The sequence below is a fragment of the Alicyclobacillus sacchari genome, assembly GCF_004366795.1.
Classification (GTDB): Bacteria; Bacillota; Bacilli; order Alicyclobacillales; family Alicyclobacillaceae; genus Alicyclobacillus; species Alicyclobacillus sacchari.
The window spans coordinates 141,807-159,962 of sequence record NZ_SORF01000007.1; the positions used below are offsets into that span (position 1 = coordinate 141,807).

Consider the following 18,156-nt stretch of genomic DNA (forward strand, 5'->3'; position numbering starts at 1 on the left):
AATTAGATTCCCGACATTCCCACGAAAGGGGTATCTCGCGAGTGAATAAGATGGAACTGATAAACAAGGTGGCCGAGAAGACCGGTCTGAAGAAAAAGGACGCCGAATTGGCCGTCAACAGCGTTTTCGACACCATTGAGGAAGCTCTGGCTGCGGGTGAAAAGGTGCAGGTCATCGGCTTTGGTACATTCGAGACCCGTTCGCGCGCGGCGCGCTCCGGCCGCAATCCGCAGACCGGTGAAGTCATTGAGATCCCGGCGTCTACCGTTCCTGCCTTTAAACCAGGCAACAAGCTGAAGGAGAGCACGCGGTAAGCCTTGCGCCTCGATAAGTTTCTCAAGGTATCGCGTCTCATCAAGCGTCGGACGCTGGCGAAGCAGATTTGCGACGCTGGACGTGTGAGTGTCAACGGGCGCACAGCCAAAGCATCGACAGACGTCGCGGTCGACGACGAACTTATCATTCGCTATGGTAATAAGACCATGACGGTCGTCGTTCGCAAACTGGCCGAGAATCCACGCCGGGATGAGGCTGCTTCGCTGTATGACACCATCGCTGTGGAGACGCGCCAAGATCATGTAGATGCCGCGTTTGTCGACGACGAAGACGACGTCGCTCGTTGAGTCAGGGGATCGATCCGTTGCACACGGATCGGTCCTTTTGCATATACCGCCGTTCTATATCACAAATGCTCTCATAGACTGAAGATGGACGACTTGGGTCGATGGGGGTGGCGGTATGGCTGCGGCGGAGGAACACGATGTGCACTTGACGGGGCGCCGTGAGTTGCAAATCACGGGAGTCAAGCGCGTCGAAAGCTTTGACGTCCAGGCGTTTGAATTGTCGACCACGGCAGGCAATATGCGTATTGCAGGGCAGTCGCTGCATATGAAACAGTTTGATAGGCATGCAGGCATAGTCTGCATCGAGGGCGAGATCGGAGCCATTGTCTACGACGATGGGAAGCAGAGGGGCTTGATGGGGCGGTTGTTGCGATGAATACTGCGCAAAACGCCACTTATGTCGTCTGGATGGTCCTGTGTGGCATGGCCATGGGGGCGACGTTCGACTTTTACAACACCATCACGGGCGCATCGCGTTGGTTGCGCCGATTGCGGCCGCTTTTCGATCTCGCCTTTTGGCTTGTCGCCGCTGTTGTCGTATATGTTTGCACGTATCGCACCATCTCCGGTACGTTTCGCATTTGGACATTCTTGCTGCTTGTCGCTGGGTACACTTTGTATCGCCTGCTTTTGAGGCGGTGGGTCGTGGGTAGTGCCTTTGCCATTTTGCACGTGATGCGCGTCGTTGTGGTAATTTTTGGACGCGCGTTGTACATGCTGTTCGGTTTACCTGCACGATGGGCCTGGCGCTTGTTGAGCGGTTTGGCAAAGCTGTTGTACGGGCTCGGTTGTCGGTTGGAGGACGCGATTGCCAAGCTCCTGTTCATCATCCTCCTGGTACTAACGTTTCCGATCCGCCGCTATGTGGGCAAGGAAGCCGGCTGGCGGAAAAAACTTTTGCAGTGGCAAGAGGAGTTTTGGCATCTGACAGCGAAATGGTTAGGGCGTACTCGAAAGCCGATACAGTAGTCCTCAGCTTTGTCAACGTCCATGAGGGAGCGTATACTCGTGCGAGCAGACCGTCAACGTTATGGTGCCGAGCAACAACCTAGAAGCCGAATCGTTCGGCATCCGTGGATGCGCGTACGCTATCTTGCGATGATCGTCATTTGTGGTTGGGCCGCAGTGTACTTTCTACATGCGGAGCGTCCTCAGTTGAAGCAACTTCAGGCCCAAAGCGTCGAGCTTCAAAATCAACTGCACCGCATACAGACACAGCAGCAAACCCTTCAAAAAGAGAAGCAACAATTGAATGATCCATCGTATATTGAAAAGTACGCAACGGAGCATCAGAATTTGGTGTTGCCAAATCAAGTTCCGTTCGATTTGCAACCGAATGGTCATACAGGCTAAGATTGTCGTAATTCGCAGTCGGTCCTTGTGTTCCATTCTTGCAAAGAGGATATCCTGATCCAAGGATGACTCGTTGGATAGCTTCGCACTCATCAGAAATGATTCTTTCGTCTTATGCGAACAGGGAGGAACAGACGTCTTTATGGCCATTGAGGTCGGCAGCAAGGTGACAGGGAAAGTTACAGGCATCACGAAGTTCGGGGCTTTCGTAACTTTGCCCGAGGGCGCAACTGGGTTGGTGCACATCTCCGAGATTTCGGACAGCTACGTGAAGGACGTCCACGACTTTTTAAAAGTCGACGACGAAGTCACCGTAAAAATCATCAGTATCGGCGGGGACGGGAAAATCGCCCTTTCCATTCGACAGGCCAATGAGTCTTCCAATAGCGGCCAATCGGGGCGTGGACACGGCGGACCGCGAGGAGGCGGCCATCGCGGCGACGGGCGGCGACCGGGTTTCGAACAAATCATGAACCGGTTTCTGAAAGACAGTGAAGAGCGCCTTTCAGCGCTTCGTCGAAATGAGAGTAAACGCGGTGGACGCGGCGGACGCCGCGGCTAATGCACCAACAAAACACCGGGCTTCGGAGTAAGGCCCGGTGTTTTGTTGTGGAGAGGTTGGTTTACTGTGGATACATACTATTTAGAATACGAGTTGTCCGACGGCCAACGCGTGATCCTAGCCTTTGATGAAGAGAACGACCGCGACGGGTGTCACATATCGCTCGATATGTACAAAGCCCAACTCGGCCCCGTCACAGAGGATGTCTTTTCGCGTATCGTCAACAAGTTCAATGGCCGCATTGCCAGCTCACGTGAAAAACATGAAAATGGGTGAGGCGGCCAAATGCCGCCGCCCGTTTTATGTTCGCGTCTGGCGGTAACGGTAGAACGCTTGATTGAGCATTAGGATGGACTTTCGATCGCGATTGAGGAACGCTCGCCTGAGCTGACTGCGAAGCCATTCTGGCATTCCACTTCACCTCGCCCATCGCGGCGTATGCCGCGGTTCTTCGGTGTTTGTTGTTAGTCTACGCACAATGCCTCGAATCTGCGCCCAGAATCCGCATTCTTCAACCTCGAACGCCGAAAATCGACGTCATCTGTGCCCTTCGCGAAGGTCGACGAGAAGGTCGAGCCTGCTTACAACCTGCTCGACGAGAATCCCCGCTTTGTTCAACAGTTCCTGTGCATAGGGATCTGGTCGATATTCAACTTCATAAAACACCCTGGAAATTCCGGCTTGGATCAGGCTTTTGGTGCAGTGTAGGCACGGCGTATGTGTCACGTACAAGTCTGCGCCTTCGGTGGAAATACCAAAGCGGGCACACTGCAGCAGCGCGTTCTGTTCGGCATGGACAGCCCGAACACAATGTCCCCCAATCACTTTACATCCGACGTCCAGACAGTGTTCATCGCCGTGGATGCTTCCGTTGTAGCCACTGGCAATCATGCGTTTTTCGCGCACAAGAACACATCCCACAGCGAGTCGGGGGCATGTCGATCTCGCCGCCATCACCCGACTCTGGGATGCGAAGAACGTGTGCCAGTCCATGCGTTCGCGCGATGGTGTCTGTTCCATGTCGCTTTCTCCCTTTCTCATGCGAACCTTCGCACATCATGTCACAATTTTTGTTCCCCCCACGGACGCCGTTTGACAAATTATTCAGGCATACCACCCGTATAATGGCCATACACATTCGAGGAGGGAGTTACGTCTCATGGTCCAACTCTCATCGCTTCATAAGCGCCATCAGAACCAACAAGCGCCCGTTCGTACGGCGGTCTCCCCACGGTGGACTTGGCGGGCGTGGCGGCGCGTCGCCCTGTTGGCTGTACTTGGCTTATTGCTCGGACGAGCCAACATCGATCACGTCGTCTCCCCATTTGGCCTTGCTTATTTCGCCGTACTTGCCGAGATCGCAGGCCAACGCCGCGCTTGGCCTGCCTATGCGGCCGTCATCGGAGCGCTGACCACAGGTATCGACAGTGGCTTTTTGATGTTTGTTTCTCTCGTTTTGTACAAGCTCGTTCGGCGCTTTGTGATTCGCCGTCCATCCACCGACTTCATGTGGATCCCGATTGCCGCAGGCGGAGTTGGCTTCTTGGCGAAACTCGGGATGTATGGCACCGGAATCACCGGGCTCGAAGTGCTTGTGAGCTTCGCCGAAGGCGCTTTGGTCACCATATTATCGCTGATCTTCATCCAGTGCATGAACTTGTTTGTCGGTCAGGAAACCTCGCGAACATTGCGCTATGAACAACTCTTAAGTGTCATCATTTTGATTGCCTCCGTGATCATGGGGTTTGATGGTCTGCAGGTGCATGGAATACCCGTTGCGCTCGTTGCCGTCGACTGGTTGGTGCTCGTCATGAGTGCTGGTGGGATGGGTATGTGTGCTGCGGGCGCCATTGCTGTGAGCATGCTCACGCTGCTGAACCACCAGTCTTCGCTGCCAGAAGTCGCGATCTTTGGATTTGCGGGGCTATTGTGCGGGTTGTTGCGCGATACGCACAAGGTTTTGATCGCGTTGTCGTTTGTGCTGGCGACGACCGTTTTGACACTCACCTATGCACATGGATATACGCTGCTTTTGGATCAGATGATGGCCGCTGTTGTCGCTTCCATCGGTTTTCTGGCCACACCAGCAAGCCTGTCTCGCGAATTGCGCTCGTTCGTGCCTGGCACCACGGAGCACTCGGCGGAGGAGCGTGCCCGCGCTCATCGCGTTCACGCTCTTCTGACGGAGAAGATCAGCGAGGTTAGTCTGGTTTTCGATGAACTTTCGGAGAGCTTCGCCGATACAAACGACAGCGAATTTCAGACGGCTCAGCAGCTTGTCACACAAATGGTCGAGGCGACTCGGCAGACGGTATGTTCGTTGTGTCCAAGGCGATCGCGCTGCTGGGAGAAAGAGAGCGTGCAAACGTATCACGCCATCGCCAATACGCTGCGCAATCTCGAAATGTCCGGCGGACGTCGCGCCGTTCCCAGCCAAGAGTTGCGCGAACGATGCATCCGTCTCGATCCGTTGATTGGTACGCTGCGGTACAACCTCGACATCACGCACCGCGACGCAAAGTGGTTACAGAAGCTGCGCGAGCAACGGACCTTGCTATCGGCTCAACTCTCCGGGGTGGCAGAAGTCGTGCGCACCATGGCTCGTGAGCTGGATGCCGAACAACAGACACTATTGTCCGATGAGGAGCAAATCTTAGGAGCTTTGGAACAGCTCGGACTATACGTTGACGATGTGCACATCGTCAGTCTGGAACCTGGCAAGGTCGAGATCGAAGTCGTGCAGCCGACCGAGGGGGCGTACGAGACGGCAGCGAAGATGATTGCGCCGCTATTGTCCGGTGTGTTGGGCGAACACATCTCCGTTTCCCATGTGCATGTGTCCGAAGGGGGAGGACCATGCACGAGCGTCTTCGCTTCGGCGCGCTTGTTCCAGGTGAACACCGCGGTTGCTGCCGTTGCCCGCGACGGTCGCTTGGTTTCCGGGGACACTCATACGACTGTCGATCTCGGTAATGGGCGCTACGCCGTGGCTGTCAGCGACGGCATGGGCAACGGCGAGCGCGCACGCCAGGAATCGAAAGCGGCCATCGATCTGTTAAAAAAGTTGATGAAAGCTGGCTTTGACGAGAAACTGGCCATCCGCACCGTCAATTCGACCCTGTTACTGCGATCTCGAGACGAGATGTTCACGACCCTGGACATGGCGTTGATCGACCTATTCAACGCGAAGGCGGAGTTCTTAAAGGTCGGCTCGGCCCCCAGCTATGTGAAACGGGGCGACGAGGTGATCGAAATTACCGGCAGCAACGTACCTATTGGCATTCTGCAGGACATCGAGGTGCAGGCGATTGAGCAGCAGTTGTATCCGGGCGATATCCTCATCCTCGTCTCGGACGGCCTGTACGACGCTCCACCGCATCGGTACGACGGTGACAGCTGGTTAAAGCAGGCGATTGCGGATCTTGCGGTGATGGAACCGCAGGCGATTGCCGATGAACTCATTGAACACGCGGTGCGGATGAATCACGGGCTTGTGCGCGATGATATGACCGTTGTCGTGGCCGTTGTCGAACGCAGTCAAGAGGAGTGGGCGGCCATCAAACTGCCGAACATCCCGAGTCTGCGCAAACCACACAAGAACAGGCGCGGCGCTTAAAAGGCCGCGCTTTTTTTTACAAGCGAATCTACTCTCTTTTTTGGAATGAACCACCCGTTCATCGGCGATACTGGCAACTAGCTAGAAATACGGAGGTGGATTCGTTGGGTAAAGAGGCAACGATTCGACAAATTCTCGTGATCACCGACGGGTGCTCCAATATTGGGCCGGATCCGGTGGACGCCGCAAGGCGAGCCCATGGCCGAGGGATTGTCGTCAACGTGATTGGCATCGTGGGCGACGGCGAGGCGGCGCAAAAAGGGTATGAAGAGGCACAGTCCATAGCGGACGCCGGTGGCGGTATGTGCCGGATCGTCCAGCCGGCGGACATTTCCGCTACCGCGCAGATGATGACGCATCAGACGATGCAGATGACGCTGCAGCAGGTGGTGAATCAGGAACTCATGTCGGTGATGGGAAAGACGACCGAGGATCTACCGCCCGCGGAACGCTCGCGCGTGATGCAGGTTGTGGCGAAACTCGAGGAAGAGATCGCATTGCAACTGGTTGTCGCGCTCGACATGAGTGCCAGCATGCGCGACAAGATTCCCACTGTGCGCGAGGCTGTACGCGATCTTTCTTTATCTCTGCAGGTTCGCACAGGATCGCTTGAGGTCGCTGTGCTGAGTTTTCCCGGGAAAGGAGAGGAATCGACAAGACTTGTGCAGCCGTTTTCGAACAAGGTCGATGTGGCCTCTCTCGAATCGGCATTGGTTGCGCGCGGGGGGACGCCGACGGGGCCGGCAATCGACTATGCAGCATCCTTGATCATCGACCGCCAGCGCACCGTAGATGAGGCCGATGGGCCAAGGCGTGACTTTGCATGACCGATAAGTCACAAGTGCAGATTCCAAGCGGCACTTGGATCGTCGGGAAGTGGACAGGCCGTCGCTGGCGCATCCGCGGGTGCCTGGGCGTTGGTGCGAATGGCGTCGTCTACGCGGTCGATCGCGACGACGGACTGCCGGGCGCGATGAAAGTCTGTGAGGGCGCCGGGCAAGTCGCGTTCGAATGGTCTTTGCTCGAGCGTGTGAAAGGTGCCCGTTCCTCGTTTCCTGCGCCACAGCAAATTGACGATAGCGATCATCCACACGCGCAATATTTCTACGTCATGGAACGCGTCGGGGGTAAGCCGCTGGACAAGGTCTGGCTCGGCTTGAGACCGGCGGATCGCAAGCGCGTGTTGCACGAGATCGTCGCTGGCTTGGCCCATCTGCACGAGACCGGATATGCATTTTGTGACGTGAAGGCACAAAACATCCTGGTGGATTCCTCTGACGACATGCGCGTACGCTTTGTCGATGCGGGGGGTGTTACCCCCCTTGGCAAAGCCGTGCGGCAGTTCACGCCAACCTCGGACGGCGCGTTTTGGGGCGTATGCGAGCGCCGCGCTTCGGCGCAGTACGATCTCATCGGCGTCGCACTTATGGCTTTGACGCTTGACGTCAAACCACCTGCGAACGTGTTCAGTCAATCCCAAGAACAGCGGCGAGCATGGCTCAATAAGGCCATCTTGCAAGTGGCAGAGCCGGGGTGGCGAAGTCTTTTACAAAAAGTGTTGCGCGGTTCTGTGACAGATGCACCTACATTGGCAAGGGCCATTCAAAGTATCCCGCTTCCGAAGGAGCCTGATGGAACCGATTGGTCTGCCAAGTTGATGTGGGGCAGCCTTGCGAGCGCAACATTGTCGACTGCCTGTGCATGGGCGCTGTATTTGCGCCTGATATAAAAGAGTGCTTTGGCCGGGCGGACGAGGAAGTCGGGCGGCGTATTTGCTACAATGATGGATATGACACCGAAAGGCGCGGACAGCGATTGAACAACGTCCAGCTTGAACGCGAATTTGCGCAATTCTGCAAAACACACCAACTTCAGTCCGCCCATGCGGTGATTGGCGTTTCGGGTGGCGTCGATTCCATGGTACTGCTTCAGTTGTGCCATCGCGCCATGCATGGAAGTGAGCCGCTTTTGGGCGGCTTTTCTGTCGTACACGTCGATCACGGCCTGCGGCCAACCTCAGCCGACGACGCGCAGTTTGTCGCGTCCTATTGTTCTCGTTTAGGGGTTTTCTGTGAGGTCGTCCCCGTTGAGGTGAAGGACTGCCACGGCGAAGGGATCGAGGCCGCCGCGCGGCGCGTTCGCTACGAGGCCCTGTTGGCAAGGGCGAGATCGTACCCGCATGGTGTCTGCTTGGTTGCTCATCACAGTCGAGATCAGTTGGAGACGTTTGTCATGCGTTGGCTTCGCGGATCGGGATTGGCGGGTCTAGGAGCTATGCGCCCTGCCGCAATTCGGGAGGGCGTACCATTGCTTCGACCTTTGCTACGGGTTAGGCGAAGCGAGATTGTACAATACGCAAACATGTGGGATGTCCCGTTTCGCGAAGACGAGACGAACGCGAACACGCGGTTCTTTCGCAATCGTGTTCGGCATGAACTGCTGCCATTGCTCGCAGCCTTGCAACCTGCAGTCGAAGCGAGAACGCTTGATTTGACCGAACAATTACAGGCAGACGAGTCGTTTTTGCAGGAACAGGCGGAGCGTGCTCTGGAACAGGTGGTCGTGCGCAGATCCGGGCATGATGTTGAAATCTCGACCGAAGCGTTTGCCGGGCTTCACCTTTCTTTACAACGCAGGGTTATTCACATACTATTGAATTGTTTCTGCGCGCGGGATTGGCTTTTTTCACACGTCGAGTCAATTCGGACGCTAGCCCTGCGCCAGGATACCGCCTCGGCCGCCGTGAGCTTGCCGCACGGTCTAGGCGCTTGGCGAGAGTACGGGCGCATATACATAGGACATCAGGCATTGCCGCATGACCATGAGACGCGAGGTCCTCGCTCGATTGCACAATGGGACTTGGTGCACGTGCGGCAGTTGTCATTTGCATCTGCAGGCGTGTTCTGGCGTTTTCGCGCGCTTCCAATCGCGAAGCTTCCGCCACAGCCACGCAGATCGCCTTGGCGGGCATATGTGCCCGACGTGGATTTTGTGGAAATCGTCTGCGGCCTGCCAACCAGTGTTCGCGTTCGTCCGCTTGGCCTGGCAGGGAGCAAGAAATTGCAGGACGTTTTTTCCGACAGCAAAATTCCGCGTCGGCTCCGTCCCGGCTGGCCCATAGTTCGCGTGGCCGGCAGGATTGTCTGGATCCCAGGCGCTGTGCGTACGGATGTACAAAGGTGGGATGACACGGGCGGAGGATACGCATTGTTTGCGCGGCCATCGAGATTCCAGGACTAGGTCTCGCTGGACGGACATGTGATGCAAAGGGTCAGCGTATGATAATGAAATCACAGATGTTTTGGGAGGCACTCATGCATCCGGACTTGGAACGCATCCTATTTGATGAACAAACGATTCTAGAAAAAGTGAGCCAGTTAGGCGCACAGTTGAGCGCGGACTACTACGATAAAAATCCGCTGTTTATTTGTATTTTGAAGGGTGCAGCACTGTTCATGGCCGATTTGGTCAAGCGGGTAACGGTTCCGATGGAGATGGACTTCATGGCGATTTCAAGCTATGGCGCTTCCACGCAATCCTCCGGTGCGGTTCGCATTTTAAATGACCTTGGCAAGCCGATTGAGGGGCGGGACGTCATTATTGTCGAGGACATTGTCGACACTGGGCTTACGCTTGCCTATTTACGGGATACGCTGCTTCGCCGGCAAGCGGCATCGGTTCGCATCGTAGCCTTGTTCGACAAACCCGGCGGCCGCAAGGTGGATATCGTCCCTGATTACTACGGTTTTACCGTGCCTAATGAATTTATTGTCGGCTATGGACTCGACTATGCGGAACGGTATCGCAACCTCCCGTTCGTCGGCGTGTTGAAATCTGACATCTATGCGACAGGCGAATCGGATGAGCCGAAACAGGCTTGACGATTGCTAGGAACGCCCATATGGGTATGGTACAATAGTCGCGCCATGACCGAGAGGAGGTAAGGCATGAACCGTTTTTACCGGAGCATCCTGTTATACGTGCTGATTTTGTTGGTACTCGTTGGCGTCGTGCAATATCTGACTGGTTCAGAGCGGGCGCGCGGGCCAATTCCATACACGCAATTTGTGACGTACGTGAAAGATGGAGACATCAGTGGAACGGTGCAGGTGACACCGGAGGGGCTGACCGCGACCATCGATGGATCGTTGAAAAATGGGCAAAAGTTTGAGACGCGAGCCCTGTATGACAATAACCTCGGTCCCTTCTTGACAAACCACAATGTTTCGTACAACGTGACGCCGCAGCCTCGTGGCAGCGTCTGGATTTCGTTTTTAGAGCAAGTGGTTCCGTTTGTGTTCCTGTTCATCCTGATGTTCTTCTTGTTTAATCAGGCCCAGGGCGGGGGCAGCCGCGTGATGAACTTCGGCAAGAGCCGGGCTCGCCTCTATTCTGAGGAGAAGCGGAAGGTTACGTTTGCGGATGTCGCGGGAGCGGATGAAGAAAAGGCCGAGCTCGAAGAGATCGTCGATTTCTTAAAGGATCCGAAGCGTTTCTCGACACTCGGTGCCCGCATTCCAAAAGGTGTTTTGCTCGTTGGACCGCCGGGCACCGGCAAAACCCTGCTCGCACGCGCAGTTGCAGGTGAAGCGGGCGTACCGTTTTTCAGTATCAGTGGATCGGATTTCGTCGAAATGTTTGTAGGTGTCGGTGCTTCTCGCGTGCGTGACTTGTTCGACAATGCCAAGAAGAACGCACCTTGCATCATTTTCATTGACGAGATCGATGCCGTGGGTCGTCATCGCGGTGCGGGTCTCGGCGGCGGACACGATGAACGCGAACAAACGCTGAACCAGCTGCTCGTGGAGATGGACGGTTTTTCTGCCAATGAGGGAATTATTATTATTGCGGCGACGAACCGCCCCGACATTCTCGATCCGGCTTTGCTGCGGCCTGGACGTATGGATCGGCAAATTGTTGTCAATCGACCGGACGTCAAGGGACGCGAGGAAATTTTGCGCGTGCACGCGCGAAACAAGCCGTTTGCCAAAGGTATTAATTTAGAGACAATCGCGAAACGCACGCCTGGTTTTACCGGTGCCGATCTCGAAAACGTCCTGAACGAAGCCGCTTTATTGGCCGCGCGGAGACGGGAACGGGAAATCACCGAAGGTGACATCGACGAAGCTATTGACCGCGTGATGGCGGGACCTGAGAAGCGAAGCCGCGTGATGAGCGAACAGGAGCGTCGGTTGGTTGCGTTTCACGAGGCAGGGCATGCGGTGGTTGGTTATTTCGTGCAGCCTGAGCGCACAGTACATAAAGTGACCATTGTGCCGCGCGGAATGGCTGGAGGTTATACCTTATCGCTTCCGAAAGAGGACAGGTACTTCATTACGAAGCAGCAAATGCTCGATGAAATCTGTATGACGTTGGGCGGGCGGGTCGCCGAAGAAATTGTTTTCGGGGAAATCAGTACGGGCGCTTCTGGTGATCTGGAGCGCGTGACCACTGTAGCTCGTCAAATGATTACCGAGTACGGCATGAGCGATCGACTAGGTCTTTTGCAGTATGGGAGCCGTCAAGGCGGCCAGATTTTCTTGGGCCGGGATTTGCAGGGCGAGCAGAATTACAGCGATCAAGTTGCGTTTGAAATCGACAAAGAGATGCGGGACATTGTCGAGGCCTGCCATGAACGTACACGTAAGATCCTGACGGAAAAGCGTGCTTGCCTGAATGCGTTGGCAGAACGCCTCTTGGAAAAAGAGACAATTGATGAACAAGAGGTTCGCGAAATTATGGAAAGTTGCGGCTGATTTGTATCACAAATTGTGCCTCCGAGGCAGGAACTCGGAGGCTTTTTTGTGAAATACATATGGGATTCGACAACAATCATGATCTTGCGATGGAGGGGTTTGTCCCGTGAGATGGGTCGCCTTACAATACGTTAAGCCAGACTCTGTGTTAGCACAAAGGGTGGCGGACAAGCGAGGAAGGACCCTGTTGGCACGGGGCGTTGTGCTGACCGAGAGTCTGATTCGTCGGCTCGGTGAGGTGGGTGTCCGAGCTGTGTGTATCGAAAATCAGGCGACTGACGACATTCTGGTGCGTGAAATCGTCGATGAGCGCACGAAAGTACAATTGCTCGGCATGACGTACGACACGCTGCACGAACTGGCCACGGCTCAATTCACGCCTTGCGTGCAGCCGAAACGGTTACGCCAATCGTTCGCTCCCGTGGTCGAGGATGTCATTGCACAATTGAAGGAAACTGGCGGTGCTGGCGATCAACTCAGCTCGGTGTATGTGGCAGATGGAGAACTGTTTCACCATTCCGTCAATGTAACGTTTTATACACTTACGTTGGGGATGCACATGGGGCTTACAAAATCGGAGTTGATTGACCTGGGTATCGGTACCTTACTGCACGATGTGGGTAAGTTGTGCGTTGATTCCCGCGTGCTTCAGAAACCTGGGCGCTTATCGGATGAGGAATTCGAAGAAATCAAGCGCCATGCTCAGCTCGGCTATGACATACTTACCCGGGAGGGTGACATCTCCGCGCGATCTTCCATCGTTGCGTTGCAGCATCACGAGCGCATGGATGGCAGCGGTTATCCGAGCGGGCTGGCGGGCAGGGACATTCATCTATTCAGCCAGTTGTCTGCGGTTGCTGACGTGTACGAGGCGCTGACCGCAAACCGGGTGTATCGGCGTGCGTTTTTGCCTCATGATGCACTGAGGATGATTCAGCAGGATCACGATAAGGGGCGGTTTTCGGATTCGGCGGTACAGGCGTTTCGTGAGACCATCTCCATTTACCCAATCGGCATGTCCGTTCGGTTATCGAATAGGCATCTTGCCGTTGTTGTGCGGCCCTCGCAAAATCTTCAGTTTCCGGTTGTCCGGGCCATCGAAGACCAGTATGGCCAAGTGATTGCCCCCTATGAAATCGACCTGGCAAACGTGGCTGATATTTGGATTGAAGCCTGTGAATCTTAACGAGAAGTGCTGACCAAGATGCGGAGGCGGAGAGATACCATGACGACGGATCGAATCATTCGAGCTATCGCCCGCGACGGCCGTGTGCGTGTGCTCACCTGTGTAACAACAGAACTTGTTCGCACATTACAAAAACGACATGACACATGGCCTGTAGCCACAGCCGCGCTGGGTCGAACGGCCTCCATCTCGGCGATGATGGCCATGTTATTGAAGAATGAAGAGTCGCTTACCGTGAAAGTCGCAGGTGACGGTCCGGTTGGCCAGATTTGGGTGGAGGCTCTGCCAAACGGGGATGTTCGCGGCTATGTGGACAACCCATATGTCGATCTGCCACTCAATGCGGCTGGCAAACTGGACGTGGGCGGCGCTGTCGGAAGCGGTCATTTGTACGTCATTCGGGACACTGGACTGCGAGATTATTACACCAGCAGCAGTGAACTGCAATCAGGCGAGATCGCCGACGATTTTACGTATTATTTTGTAACGTCCGAACAGACGCCGTCTGCCGTTGGCGCGGGTGTGCTCGTGGATACAGATGATGCGCCAATCGTTGCCGGGGGCTTTCTCGTCCAATTGATGCCGGATCACCGTGAGGAGGATATTGCCTATATCGAAGAGGGGTTGCAACGAGTACCCAGCGTCACGTCTTTCCTCGAGTCGCATACAAGTGCGGAAGCCTTGCTGCATGAGCTCTGTCCTGACGCACAGATTTTAGCCATGCAAGATGTTCGCTTCCGCTGTAAATGTTCGTATGAGCGCATCAAGCGAATTCTTCTGAGCTTAGGTGCGGACGAGCTTGCATCCATCCGGAAGGAACAGGGCATTGCGGAAGTCACGTGTCACTTCTGCGGGAACGTGTACACGTTCGAAGAGGAAGAACTCGAATCGATGATTGCAACATTGCAGGCAAGTGTCGAGGAGACGGGTGAAGGAACCGTATGACACTGGTTATGGGCATCCTGAATGTGACGCCAGACTCGTTTTCCGACGGGGGACGCTATGTCGATCCAGGCGCGGCGAGTGAGCGAGCGTTTGCTATGGTTGAAGAAGGGGCTGGCGTGATCGACATTGGCGCGGAAAGTACACGCCCAGGGTTCACGGCCCTCGATCCCGACACGGAGTGGCAGCGCTTGAAGCCTGTCCTTGCCCGGCTGTGCGGCAAGCTCTCGGTACCCATTTCTGTCGACACCTATCACGCGCAGACGGCGCTCCAAGCTGCTGAAATGGGCGTTGAGATCATCAATGACGTGTCTGCTGCTGCGGATCCGGAGATGGCCCGCACGGTACGGGAGACAGGCTTACAGTACGTGTATATGCACAATCGTACAGGGATTGAGCCATCGCTCACCGTCGACATCTTCTTGGCGGAAATACGTTACGGGATTGATCGCCTCCTGCAGAGAGGAGTCAAGCAGAGTCAGCTCATTGTCGATCCTGGGGTGGGGTTTGCGAAAACTCAAGCACAAAACCTCGAGTGCATTCGCGAGATCGACAAGTTTCGCGGCTTGGGTTACCCAGTCCTGCTTGGGACGAGCCGAAAGCGGGTGATTGGCAACGTGTTGGGGTTGCCGGTGAACGAACGGCTCGAGGGCAGTCTTGCGACGGTGGCTTACGCCGTAGCGCAAGGTGTGGAAATGGTTCGTGTTCACGACGTACGCGAGACGGTTCGCTTGTGTCGGATGATGGAGGCGATTGTTCATGCCTCAGGCGCCTGATGGGGTACATGATGTTTACATTGGTGCAGGATCCAATGTGGGCAAGCGCTTGTTTCATCTCGACGCCGCAGTGTGCGGATTGCGTGATATTGGGGAAATTGTGCAATGTTCACCTGTATATGAAACCGATCCCGTCGGATATGCGAACCAAGACAAGTTTCTCAATATGGTCGTGCACCTGCGCACCACCGCAAAGCCGCGTGAGTTGCTCGAGTACCTTGCTCGTCTTGAACAGCAGGCGCGGCGTGAGCGTACGATTCGATTTGGACCACGCACGCTCGATCTCGACATTTTGTTGTACGACAACGACTACTACTGCGTTTCCGATTTGCAAATTCCCCATCCGCGAATGTGGGAGCGAGCGTTTGTGATCGTTCCGCTGGCCGATCTTACGCCGGACCGCCTTGGATTGGGGGGGATCCGCGTGGGGCAACTCGCAAAGTCTTTGCAGGTTGGAGAAGAGGTGCGATATGTCGGACGTTTTTGGTAGAAAGCTACGGGCATTCCGGAAACTGAAAAACCTGACGCAGATCGAATTGGCTGAGAAGTTGGCAGTCAGTGTGGCCATTGTAGGTTCGTTGGAACGTGGGACGCGAGTTCCCACACCGCAGTTGGTCGGCGAAATATCTCGTATCTTGCAAGTTAGTGAAGATGAGCTTTTCGGTCGCTCCGCATCGGACGTTGTGGGCAATGATGACACTCAAGCCAGGCGGAACGTCCGTTGACAATCTGTGGGGCCGTCTCTATAATGGCGCATAGATCATCGACAGCCTCTCGCACGGCGTCTTCTCGACAGCGATGGCCCTTAGAATGTGCGTGCTGCCATATTCATGGTAGGCACGCTTGTCGCATATGAATCGTTCACTGGCTTGTGTAAAGGAGAGAAGGCATATGGCAGAAAAAGAAGTTCTTTTGACGCCGGAGGGTCTGAGGAAACTCGAGGAAGAACTGGAACTCCTGAAAAGCGTGAAGCGGCGTGAAGTGGCGGAACGTATCAAGGTGGCTATCAGCTACGGAGATATCAGTGAAAACTCGGAATACGAGGATGCTAAGAACGAGCAGGCGTTCATTGAAGGGCGTATCATGACGCTCGAAAAGCAATTGCGCAATGCGCGAATTATCAATGAAGACGAAGTCGATACCAACGTGGTCAGTATTGGTTCGACGGTGACACTTCGCGACGTGGAGTTTGACGAGGACGTGCAATACACCATTGTTGGCTCGGCAGAGGCCAATCCTGCGGAGAACAAGATTTCCAATGAATCTCCTGTCGGCAAGGCGCTGCTTGGCAAGACGATTGGTTCCATCGTTGAGGTCAATGTCCCTGCAGGCGTCATTCAGTTCAAAATTCTCGATATCAAACGTTAAATCATTTGCCATGATCGATGGACTCGGGACGAGGCTTGGCCTCGTCCATTTATGTGCAACGATACATACAAGGGGAGTGGCATCTTGGAAGATAACGATTTGGTACAAATGCGTATGGAAAAGATGAACGCGCTCCGCGAGCGCGGGGTCGATCCGTTTGGCACAAGATACGCCGTAACACACCATGCAGCTGACATTCTCGCGTTTGGCGAGGGTAAGGACAAAGACCAGCTGGAAGCAGAGTCGTTGCGTGTTCGCATTGCCGGTCGCATGATGGTGCGTCGCGGGCATGGTAAGGCGACCTTCGCTGTACTCAACGACCTCACCGGGAACATTCAAATCTACGCGAAGCTCGACGTCTTGGGCGAGGCGCAGTACGACATATTTCAGTTGCTGGATTTAGGCGATTTCATCGGTGTCGAAGGTACAGTCTTTCGTACGAATCGCGGGGAAGTCACCGTGCTTGCGGAGCAGATCACTGTGTTGGCAAAGGCGTTGCGCCCATTGCCGGAAAAGTGGCACGGTCTCAAGGATATTGAAACCCGTTATCGCCAGCGTTATCTCGATTTGATTGTAAACCCCGACGTCCGCCAGATTTTTATCATGCGATCGCGTATCATTCAGGCGATTCGTGATTTCCTGGCGGATCGAGGGTATCTTGAGGTCGAGACGCCGACACTGCACGCGGTTGCCAGCGGTGCGCATGCACGGCCGTTTCTGACACATCACAACGCATTGGACATGGAACTTCATCTGCGAATTGCGATCGAACTGCACTTGAAGAGATTGATCGTCGGTGGGCTGGAACGAGTGTACGAAATAGGGCGCGTCTATCGCAATGAAGGTGTGTCGACTCGACACAACCCGGAATTCACGATGCTTGAATTGTACGAAGCGTACGCGGACTTCCATGACATCATGGATCTGACGGAAGCCATGATTCGCCACGCGGCGTTGACCGTGACGGGGTCGTTGCACCTTGTGTACGGCGCAGATGAGATCGACCTCGAGACGCCATGGCGCCGTGCTCATATGCTCGACCTCGTCCTTGAGCATACAGGGGTTGACTTCAGAACGATTCATGGTGACGACGCTGCGCGCGCGATCGCCCGCGAACATGGAGTCCGTTTTGAGGAGCACATGACCTATGGCCACATCCTCAACGAGTTTTTTGAACAACGGGTTGAGGACAAGCTTATACAGCCTACCTTCGTATATGGCCATCCCGTGGAAATTTCACCACTTGCGAAGAAAAACGTGGACGATCCGCGTTTCACAGATCGCTTTGAGCTCTTCATTGTAGGCCGCGAGCACGCGAATGCGTTCAGTGAGTTAAACGATCCGATTGACCAAAGAGAGCGCTTCATGGCTCAGCTTAGGGAACGAGAGGCCGGAAACGAGGAAGCTCAGGAACTCGATGAGGATTTTTTGACCGCGCTGGAGCATGGCATGCCGCCGACGGGGGGGCTTGGTGTCGGGATCGATCGCTTGGTGATGTTGCTTACAGGGCAACCGTCTATTCGCGATGTGTTGCTTTTCCCGCTGATGCGTGAGCGGTCAGAGTGATACTTTGAGATTGGCTGGACCTCTTGACACGTGCGGCGAAAGGTGTTAACATCCTTTTCGCCGCTGATTCAGCGGCCTTCATCTTGCAGAGTTACGCGTCTTCAGGTTCACTTCAGATGATGGCTTTGCACCAACATCTTCTAGTGGACAAACGTGAGACTGCGTAGTATAGTAGTCGATGCCGCTTCGGACGGCGCAGTTTGCGACGCCAAGCAGCACAGTCGGTAAGAAGCTGTTTCTCGCCAGCGAGTGAGCGATGCAAAACTTACCGGTTGACGATGAAGTGTAAGCTGTGATATATTGATTGGGCTGCCTCGAACGGCAGCGTCGCTCCTTGAAAACTAAACACACACCACGCCAGTTTATCTGTCTCGCGTATGCGGGATAGTGAGATTTCATTGAGAGTTT

22 protein-coding genes are annotated in these 18,156 nt (G+C 54.9%); 20 read left to right on the forward strand and 2 right to left on the reverse strand.

What is annotated here, in order from left to right:
• The first annotated feature begins 41 nt into the window (after nt 1–41).
• The 7 genes from C7445_RS08895 (at nt 42) to C7445_RS08925 (ending at nt 2,814) form a co-directional block, all read left to right on the forward strand.
• Nucleotides 42–314 (forward strand): HU family DNA-binding protein, encoded by a 273-nt coding sequence (locus C7445_RS08895; RefSeq protein WP_006445656.1) that lies wholly within the window; start codon nt 42–44, stop codon nt 312–314.
• A 3-nt stretch (nt 315–317) separates the two neighbouring features.
• Nucleotides 318–623, forward strand: a complete 306-nt coding sequence (locus tag C7445_RS08900; protein ID WP_134159703.1) for an RNA-binding S4 domain-containing protein — start codon at nt 318–320, stop codon at nt 621–623.
• A gap of 115 nt (nt 624–738) precedes the next feature.
• Entirely contained in the window at nt 739–999 is a 261-nt protein-coding gene (locus C7445_RS08905) for a YabP/YqfC family sporulation protein (protein WP_134159704.1), read from the forward strand.
• The gene (yabQ, locus tag C7445_RS08910; RefSeq protein WP_134159705.1) at nt 996–1,592 is read left to right on the forward strand and encodes a spore cortex biosynthesis protein YabQ; all 597 of its coding nucleotides are present in this window, start codon (nt 996–998) and stop codon (nt 1,590–1,592) included. Before C7445_RS08905 ends, yabQ begins: the two co-directional genes overlap by 4 nt.
• Nucleotides 1,593–1,631: 39 nt before the next feature.
• Nucleotides 1,632–1,976 carry an FtsB family cell division protein gene (locus C7445_RS08915; protein ID WP_243835082.1) on the forward strand — a complete coding sequence of 115 codons (345 nt, stop codon included), beginning with the start codon at nt 1,632–1,634 and terminating at the stop codon, nt 1,974–1,976.
• Nucleotides 1,977–2,118: 142 nt separating this feature from the next.
• Nucleotides 2,119–2,538 carry a S1 domain-containing RNA-binding protein gene (locus C7445_RS08920; RefSeq protein WP_058094670.1) on the forward strand — a complete coding sequence of 140 codons (420 nt, stop codon included), beginning with the start codon at nt 2,119–2,121 and terminating at the stop codon, nt 2,536–2,538.
• Between the two features lie 66 nt (nt 2,539–2,604).
• Complete coding sequence (locus C7445_RS08925; RefSeq protein WP_134159706.1) at nt 2,605–2,814, forward strand: hypothetical protein; 210 nt, start codon at nt 2,605–2,607, stop codon at nt 2,812–2,814.
• A gap of 24 nt (nt 2,815–2,838) precedes the next feature.
• Here the strand turns inward: C7445_RS08925 and cmpA are convergent, their stop codons facing one another.
• Together cmpA and C7445_RS08935 are read right to left on the reverse strand one after the other, a co-directional pair.
• Complete coding sequence (gene cmpA, locus C7445_RS08930; RefSeq protein ID WP_100218561.1) at nt 2,839–2,949, reverse strand: cortex morphogenetic protein CmpA; 111 nt, start codon at nt 2,947–2,949, stop codon at nt 2,839–2,841.
• Between the two features lie 126 nt (nt 2,950–3,075).
• Nucleotides 3,076–3,558 (reverse strand): deoxycytidylate deaminase, encoded by a 483-nt coding sequence (locus C7445_RS08935; protein WP_134159707.1) that lies wholly within the window; start codon nt 3,556–3,558, stop codon nt 3,076–3,078.
• A 139-nt stretch (nt 3,559–3,697) separates the two neighbouring features.
• Between C7445_RS08935 and spoIIE the strand changes: the two genes are divergently transcribed.
• From spoIIE to lysS, 13 genes are all read left to right on the forward strand, one after another.
• Nucleotides 3,698–6,154: a stage II sporulation protein E gene (gene spoIIE, locus C7445_RS08940; RefSeq protein WP_243835083.1), complete on the forward strand. Its 2,457-nt coding sequence runs from the start codon at nt 3,698–3,700 to the stop codon at nt 6,152–6,154.
• Nucleotides 6,155–6,249: 95 nt separating this feature from the next.
• Nucleotides 6,250–6,981: a VWA domain-containing protein gene (locus tag C7445_RS08945; RefSeq protein WP_243835084.1), complete on the forward strand. Its 732-nt coding sequence runs from the start codon at nt 6,250–6,252 to the stop codon at nt 6,979–6,981.
• Nucleotides 6,978–7,883 (forward strand): protein kinase domain-containing protein, encoded by a 906-nt coding sequence (locus C7445_RS08950; RefSeq protein ID WP_134159709.1) that lies wholly within the window; start codon nt 6,978–6,980, stop codon nt 7,881–7,883. The genes C7445_RS08945 and C7445_RS08950 overlap by 4 nt, the downstream gene beginning before the upstream one ends.
• On the forward strand, nt 7,856–9,394 hold the full coding sequence (gene tilS / locus C7445_RS08955; protein ID WP_134159710.1) for a tRNA lysidine(34) synthetase TilS: 1,539 nt from the start codon (nt 7,856–7,858) through the stop codon (nt 9,392–9,394). Before C7445_RS08950 ends, tilS begins: the two co-directional genes overlap by 28 nt.
• A gap of 74 nt (nt 9,395–9,468) precedes the next feature.
• The gene (hpt, locus tag C7445_RS08960) at nt 9,469–10,035 is read left to right on the forward strand and encodes a hypoxanthine phosphoribosyltransferase (RefSeq protein ID WP_134159711.1); all 567 of its coding nucleotides are present in this window, start codon (nt 9,469–9,471) and stop codon (nt 10,033–10,035) included.
• A 66-nt stretch (nt 10,036–10,101) separates the two neighbouring features.
• Nucleotides 10,102–11,910, forward strand: a complete 1,809-nt coding sequence (ftsH, locus tag C7445_RS08965; RefSeq protein ID WP_134159712.1) for an ATP-dependent zinc metalloprotease FtsH — start codon at nt 10,102–10,104, stop codon at nt 11,908–11,910.
• Between the two features lie 187 nt (nt 11,911–12,097).
• Nucleotides 12,098–13,096 carry an HD-GYP domain-containing protein gene (locus C7445_RS08970; protein ID WP_243835085.1) on the forward strand — a complete coding sequence of 333 codons (999 nt, stop codon included), beginning with the start codon at nt 12,098–12,100 and terminating at the stop codon, nt 13,094–13,096.
• 39 nt (nt 13,097–13,135) lie between these two features.
• Nucleotides 13,136–14,041, forward strand: coding sequence for an Hsp33 family molecular chaperone HslO (gene hslO / locus C7445_RS08975; RefSeq protein ID WP_134159714.1), 906 nt, complete (start codon nt 13,136–13,138; stop codon nt 14,039–14,041).
• Nucleotides 14,038–14,814: a dihydropteroate synthase gene (folP, locus tag C7445_RS08980; RefSeq protein WP_134159715.1), complete on the forward strand. Its 777-nt coding sequence runs from the start codon at nt 14,038–14,040 to the stop codon at nt 14,812–14,814. Before hslO ends, folP begins: the two co-directional genes overlap by 4 nt.
• Nucleotides 14,798–15,304, forward strand: a complete 507-nt coding sequence (folK, locus tag C7445_RS08985) for a 2-amino-4-hydroxy-6-hydroxymethyldihydropteridine diphosphokinase (protein ID WP_134159716.1) — start codon at nt 14,798–14,800, stop codon at nt 15,302–15,304. Before folP ends, folK begins: the two co-directional genes overlap by 17 nt.
• A complete protein-coding gene (locus tag C7445_RS08990; protein ID WP_134159717.1) occupies nt 15,285–15,539 on the forward strand; it encodes a helix-turn-helix domain-containing protein in 255 nt (84 codons plus the stop codon). The genes folK and C7445_RS08990 overlap by 20 nt, the downstream gene beginning before the upstream one ends.
• 166 nt (nt 15,540–15,705) lie before the next feature.
• Complete coding sequence (greA, locus tag C7445_RS08995) at nt 15,706–16,182, forward strand: transcription elongation factor GreA (RefSeq protein ID WP_134159718.1); 477 nt, start codon at nt 15,706–15,708, stop codon at nt 16,180–16,182.
• Between the two features lie 51 nt (nt 16,183–16,233).
• Nucleotides 16,234–17,748, forward strand: coding sequence for a lysine--tRNA ligase (gene lysS / locus C7445_RS09000; protein WP_166669061.1), 1,515 nt, complete (start codon nt 16,234–16,236; stop codon nt 17,746–17,748).
• Nucleotides 17,749–18,156 lie beyond the last annotated feature (408 nt).

What these genes read in the sequence shown, in the direction of transcription:
- folP (WP_134159715.1), top strand. Translation starts at nt 14,038, where the DNA reads ATGACACTGGTTATGGGCATCCTGAATGTGACGCCAGACTCGTTTTCC.
- C7445_RS08920 (WP_058094670.1), top strand. Translation starts at nt 2,119, where the DNA reads ATGGCCATTGAGGTCGGCAGCAAGGTGACAGGGAAAGTTACAGGCATC.
- C7445_RS08935 (WP_134159707.1), bottom strand. Translation starts at nt 3,558, where the DNA reads ATGGAACAGACACCATCGCGCGAACGCATGGACTGGCACACGTTCTTC.
- cmpA (WP_100218561.1), bottom strand. Translation starts at nt 2,949, where the DNA reads ATGCCAGAATGGCTTCGCAGTCAGCTCAGGCGAGCGTTCCTCAATCGC.
- hpt (WP_134159711.1), top strand. Translation starts at nt 9,469, where the DNA reads ATGCATCCGGACTTGGAACGCATCCTATTTGATGAACAAACGATTCTA.
- spoIIE (WP_243835083.1), top strand. Translation starts at nt 3,698, where the DNA reads ATGGTCCAACTCTCATCGCTTCATAAGCGCCATCAGAACCAACAAGCG.
- ftsH (WP_134159712.1), top strand. Translation starts at nt 10,102, where the DNA reads ATGAACCGTTTTTACCGGAGCATCCTGTTATACGTGCTGATTTTGTTG.
- hslO (WP_134159714.1), top strand. Translation starts at nt 13,136, where the DNA reads ATGACGACGGATCGAATCATTCGAGCTATCGCCCGCGACGGCCGTGTG.
- yabQ (WP_134159705.1), top strand. Translation starts at nt 996, where the DNA reads ATGAATACTGCGCAAAACGCCACTTATGTCGTCTGGATGGTCCTGTGT.
- C7445_RS08905 (WP_134159704.1), top strand. Translation starts at nt 739, where the DNA reads ATGGCTGCGGCGGAGGAACACGATGTGCACTTGACGGGGCGCCGTGAG.
- lysS (WP_166669061.1), top strand. Translation starts at nt 16,234, where the DNA reads ATGTGCAACGATACATACAAGGGGAGTGGCATCTTGGAAGATAACGAT.
- folK (WP_134159716.1), top strand. Translation starts at nt 14,798, where the DNA reads ATGCCTCAGGCGCCTGATGGGGTACATGATGTTTACATTGGTGCAGGA.
- greA (WP_134159718.1), top strand. Translation starts at nt 15,706, where the DNA reads ATGGCAGAAAAAGAAGTTCTTTTGACGCCGGAGGGTCTGAGGAAACTC.
- C7445_RS08950 (WP_134159709.1), top strand. Translation starts at nt 6,978, where the DNA reads ATGACCGATAAGTCACAAGTGCAGATTCCAAGCGGCACTTGGATCGTC.
- C7445_RS08990 (WP_134159717.1), top strand. Translation starts at nt 15,285, where the DNA reads ATGTCGGACGTTTTTGGTAGAAAGCTACGGGCATTCCGGAAACTGAAA.
- tilS (WP_134159710.1), top strand. Translation starts at nt 7,856, where the DNA reads ATGGGCGCTGTATTTGCGCCTGATATAAAAGAGTGCTTTGGCCGGGCG.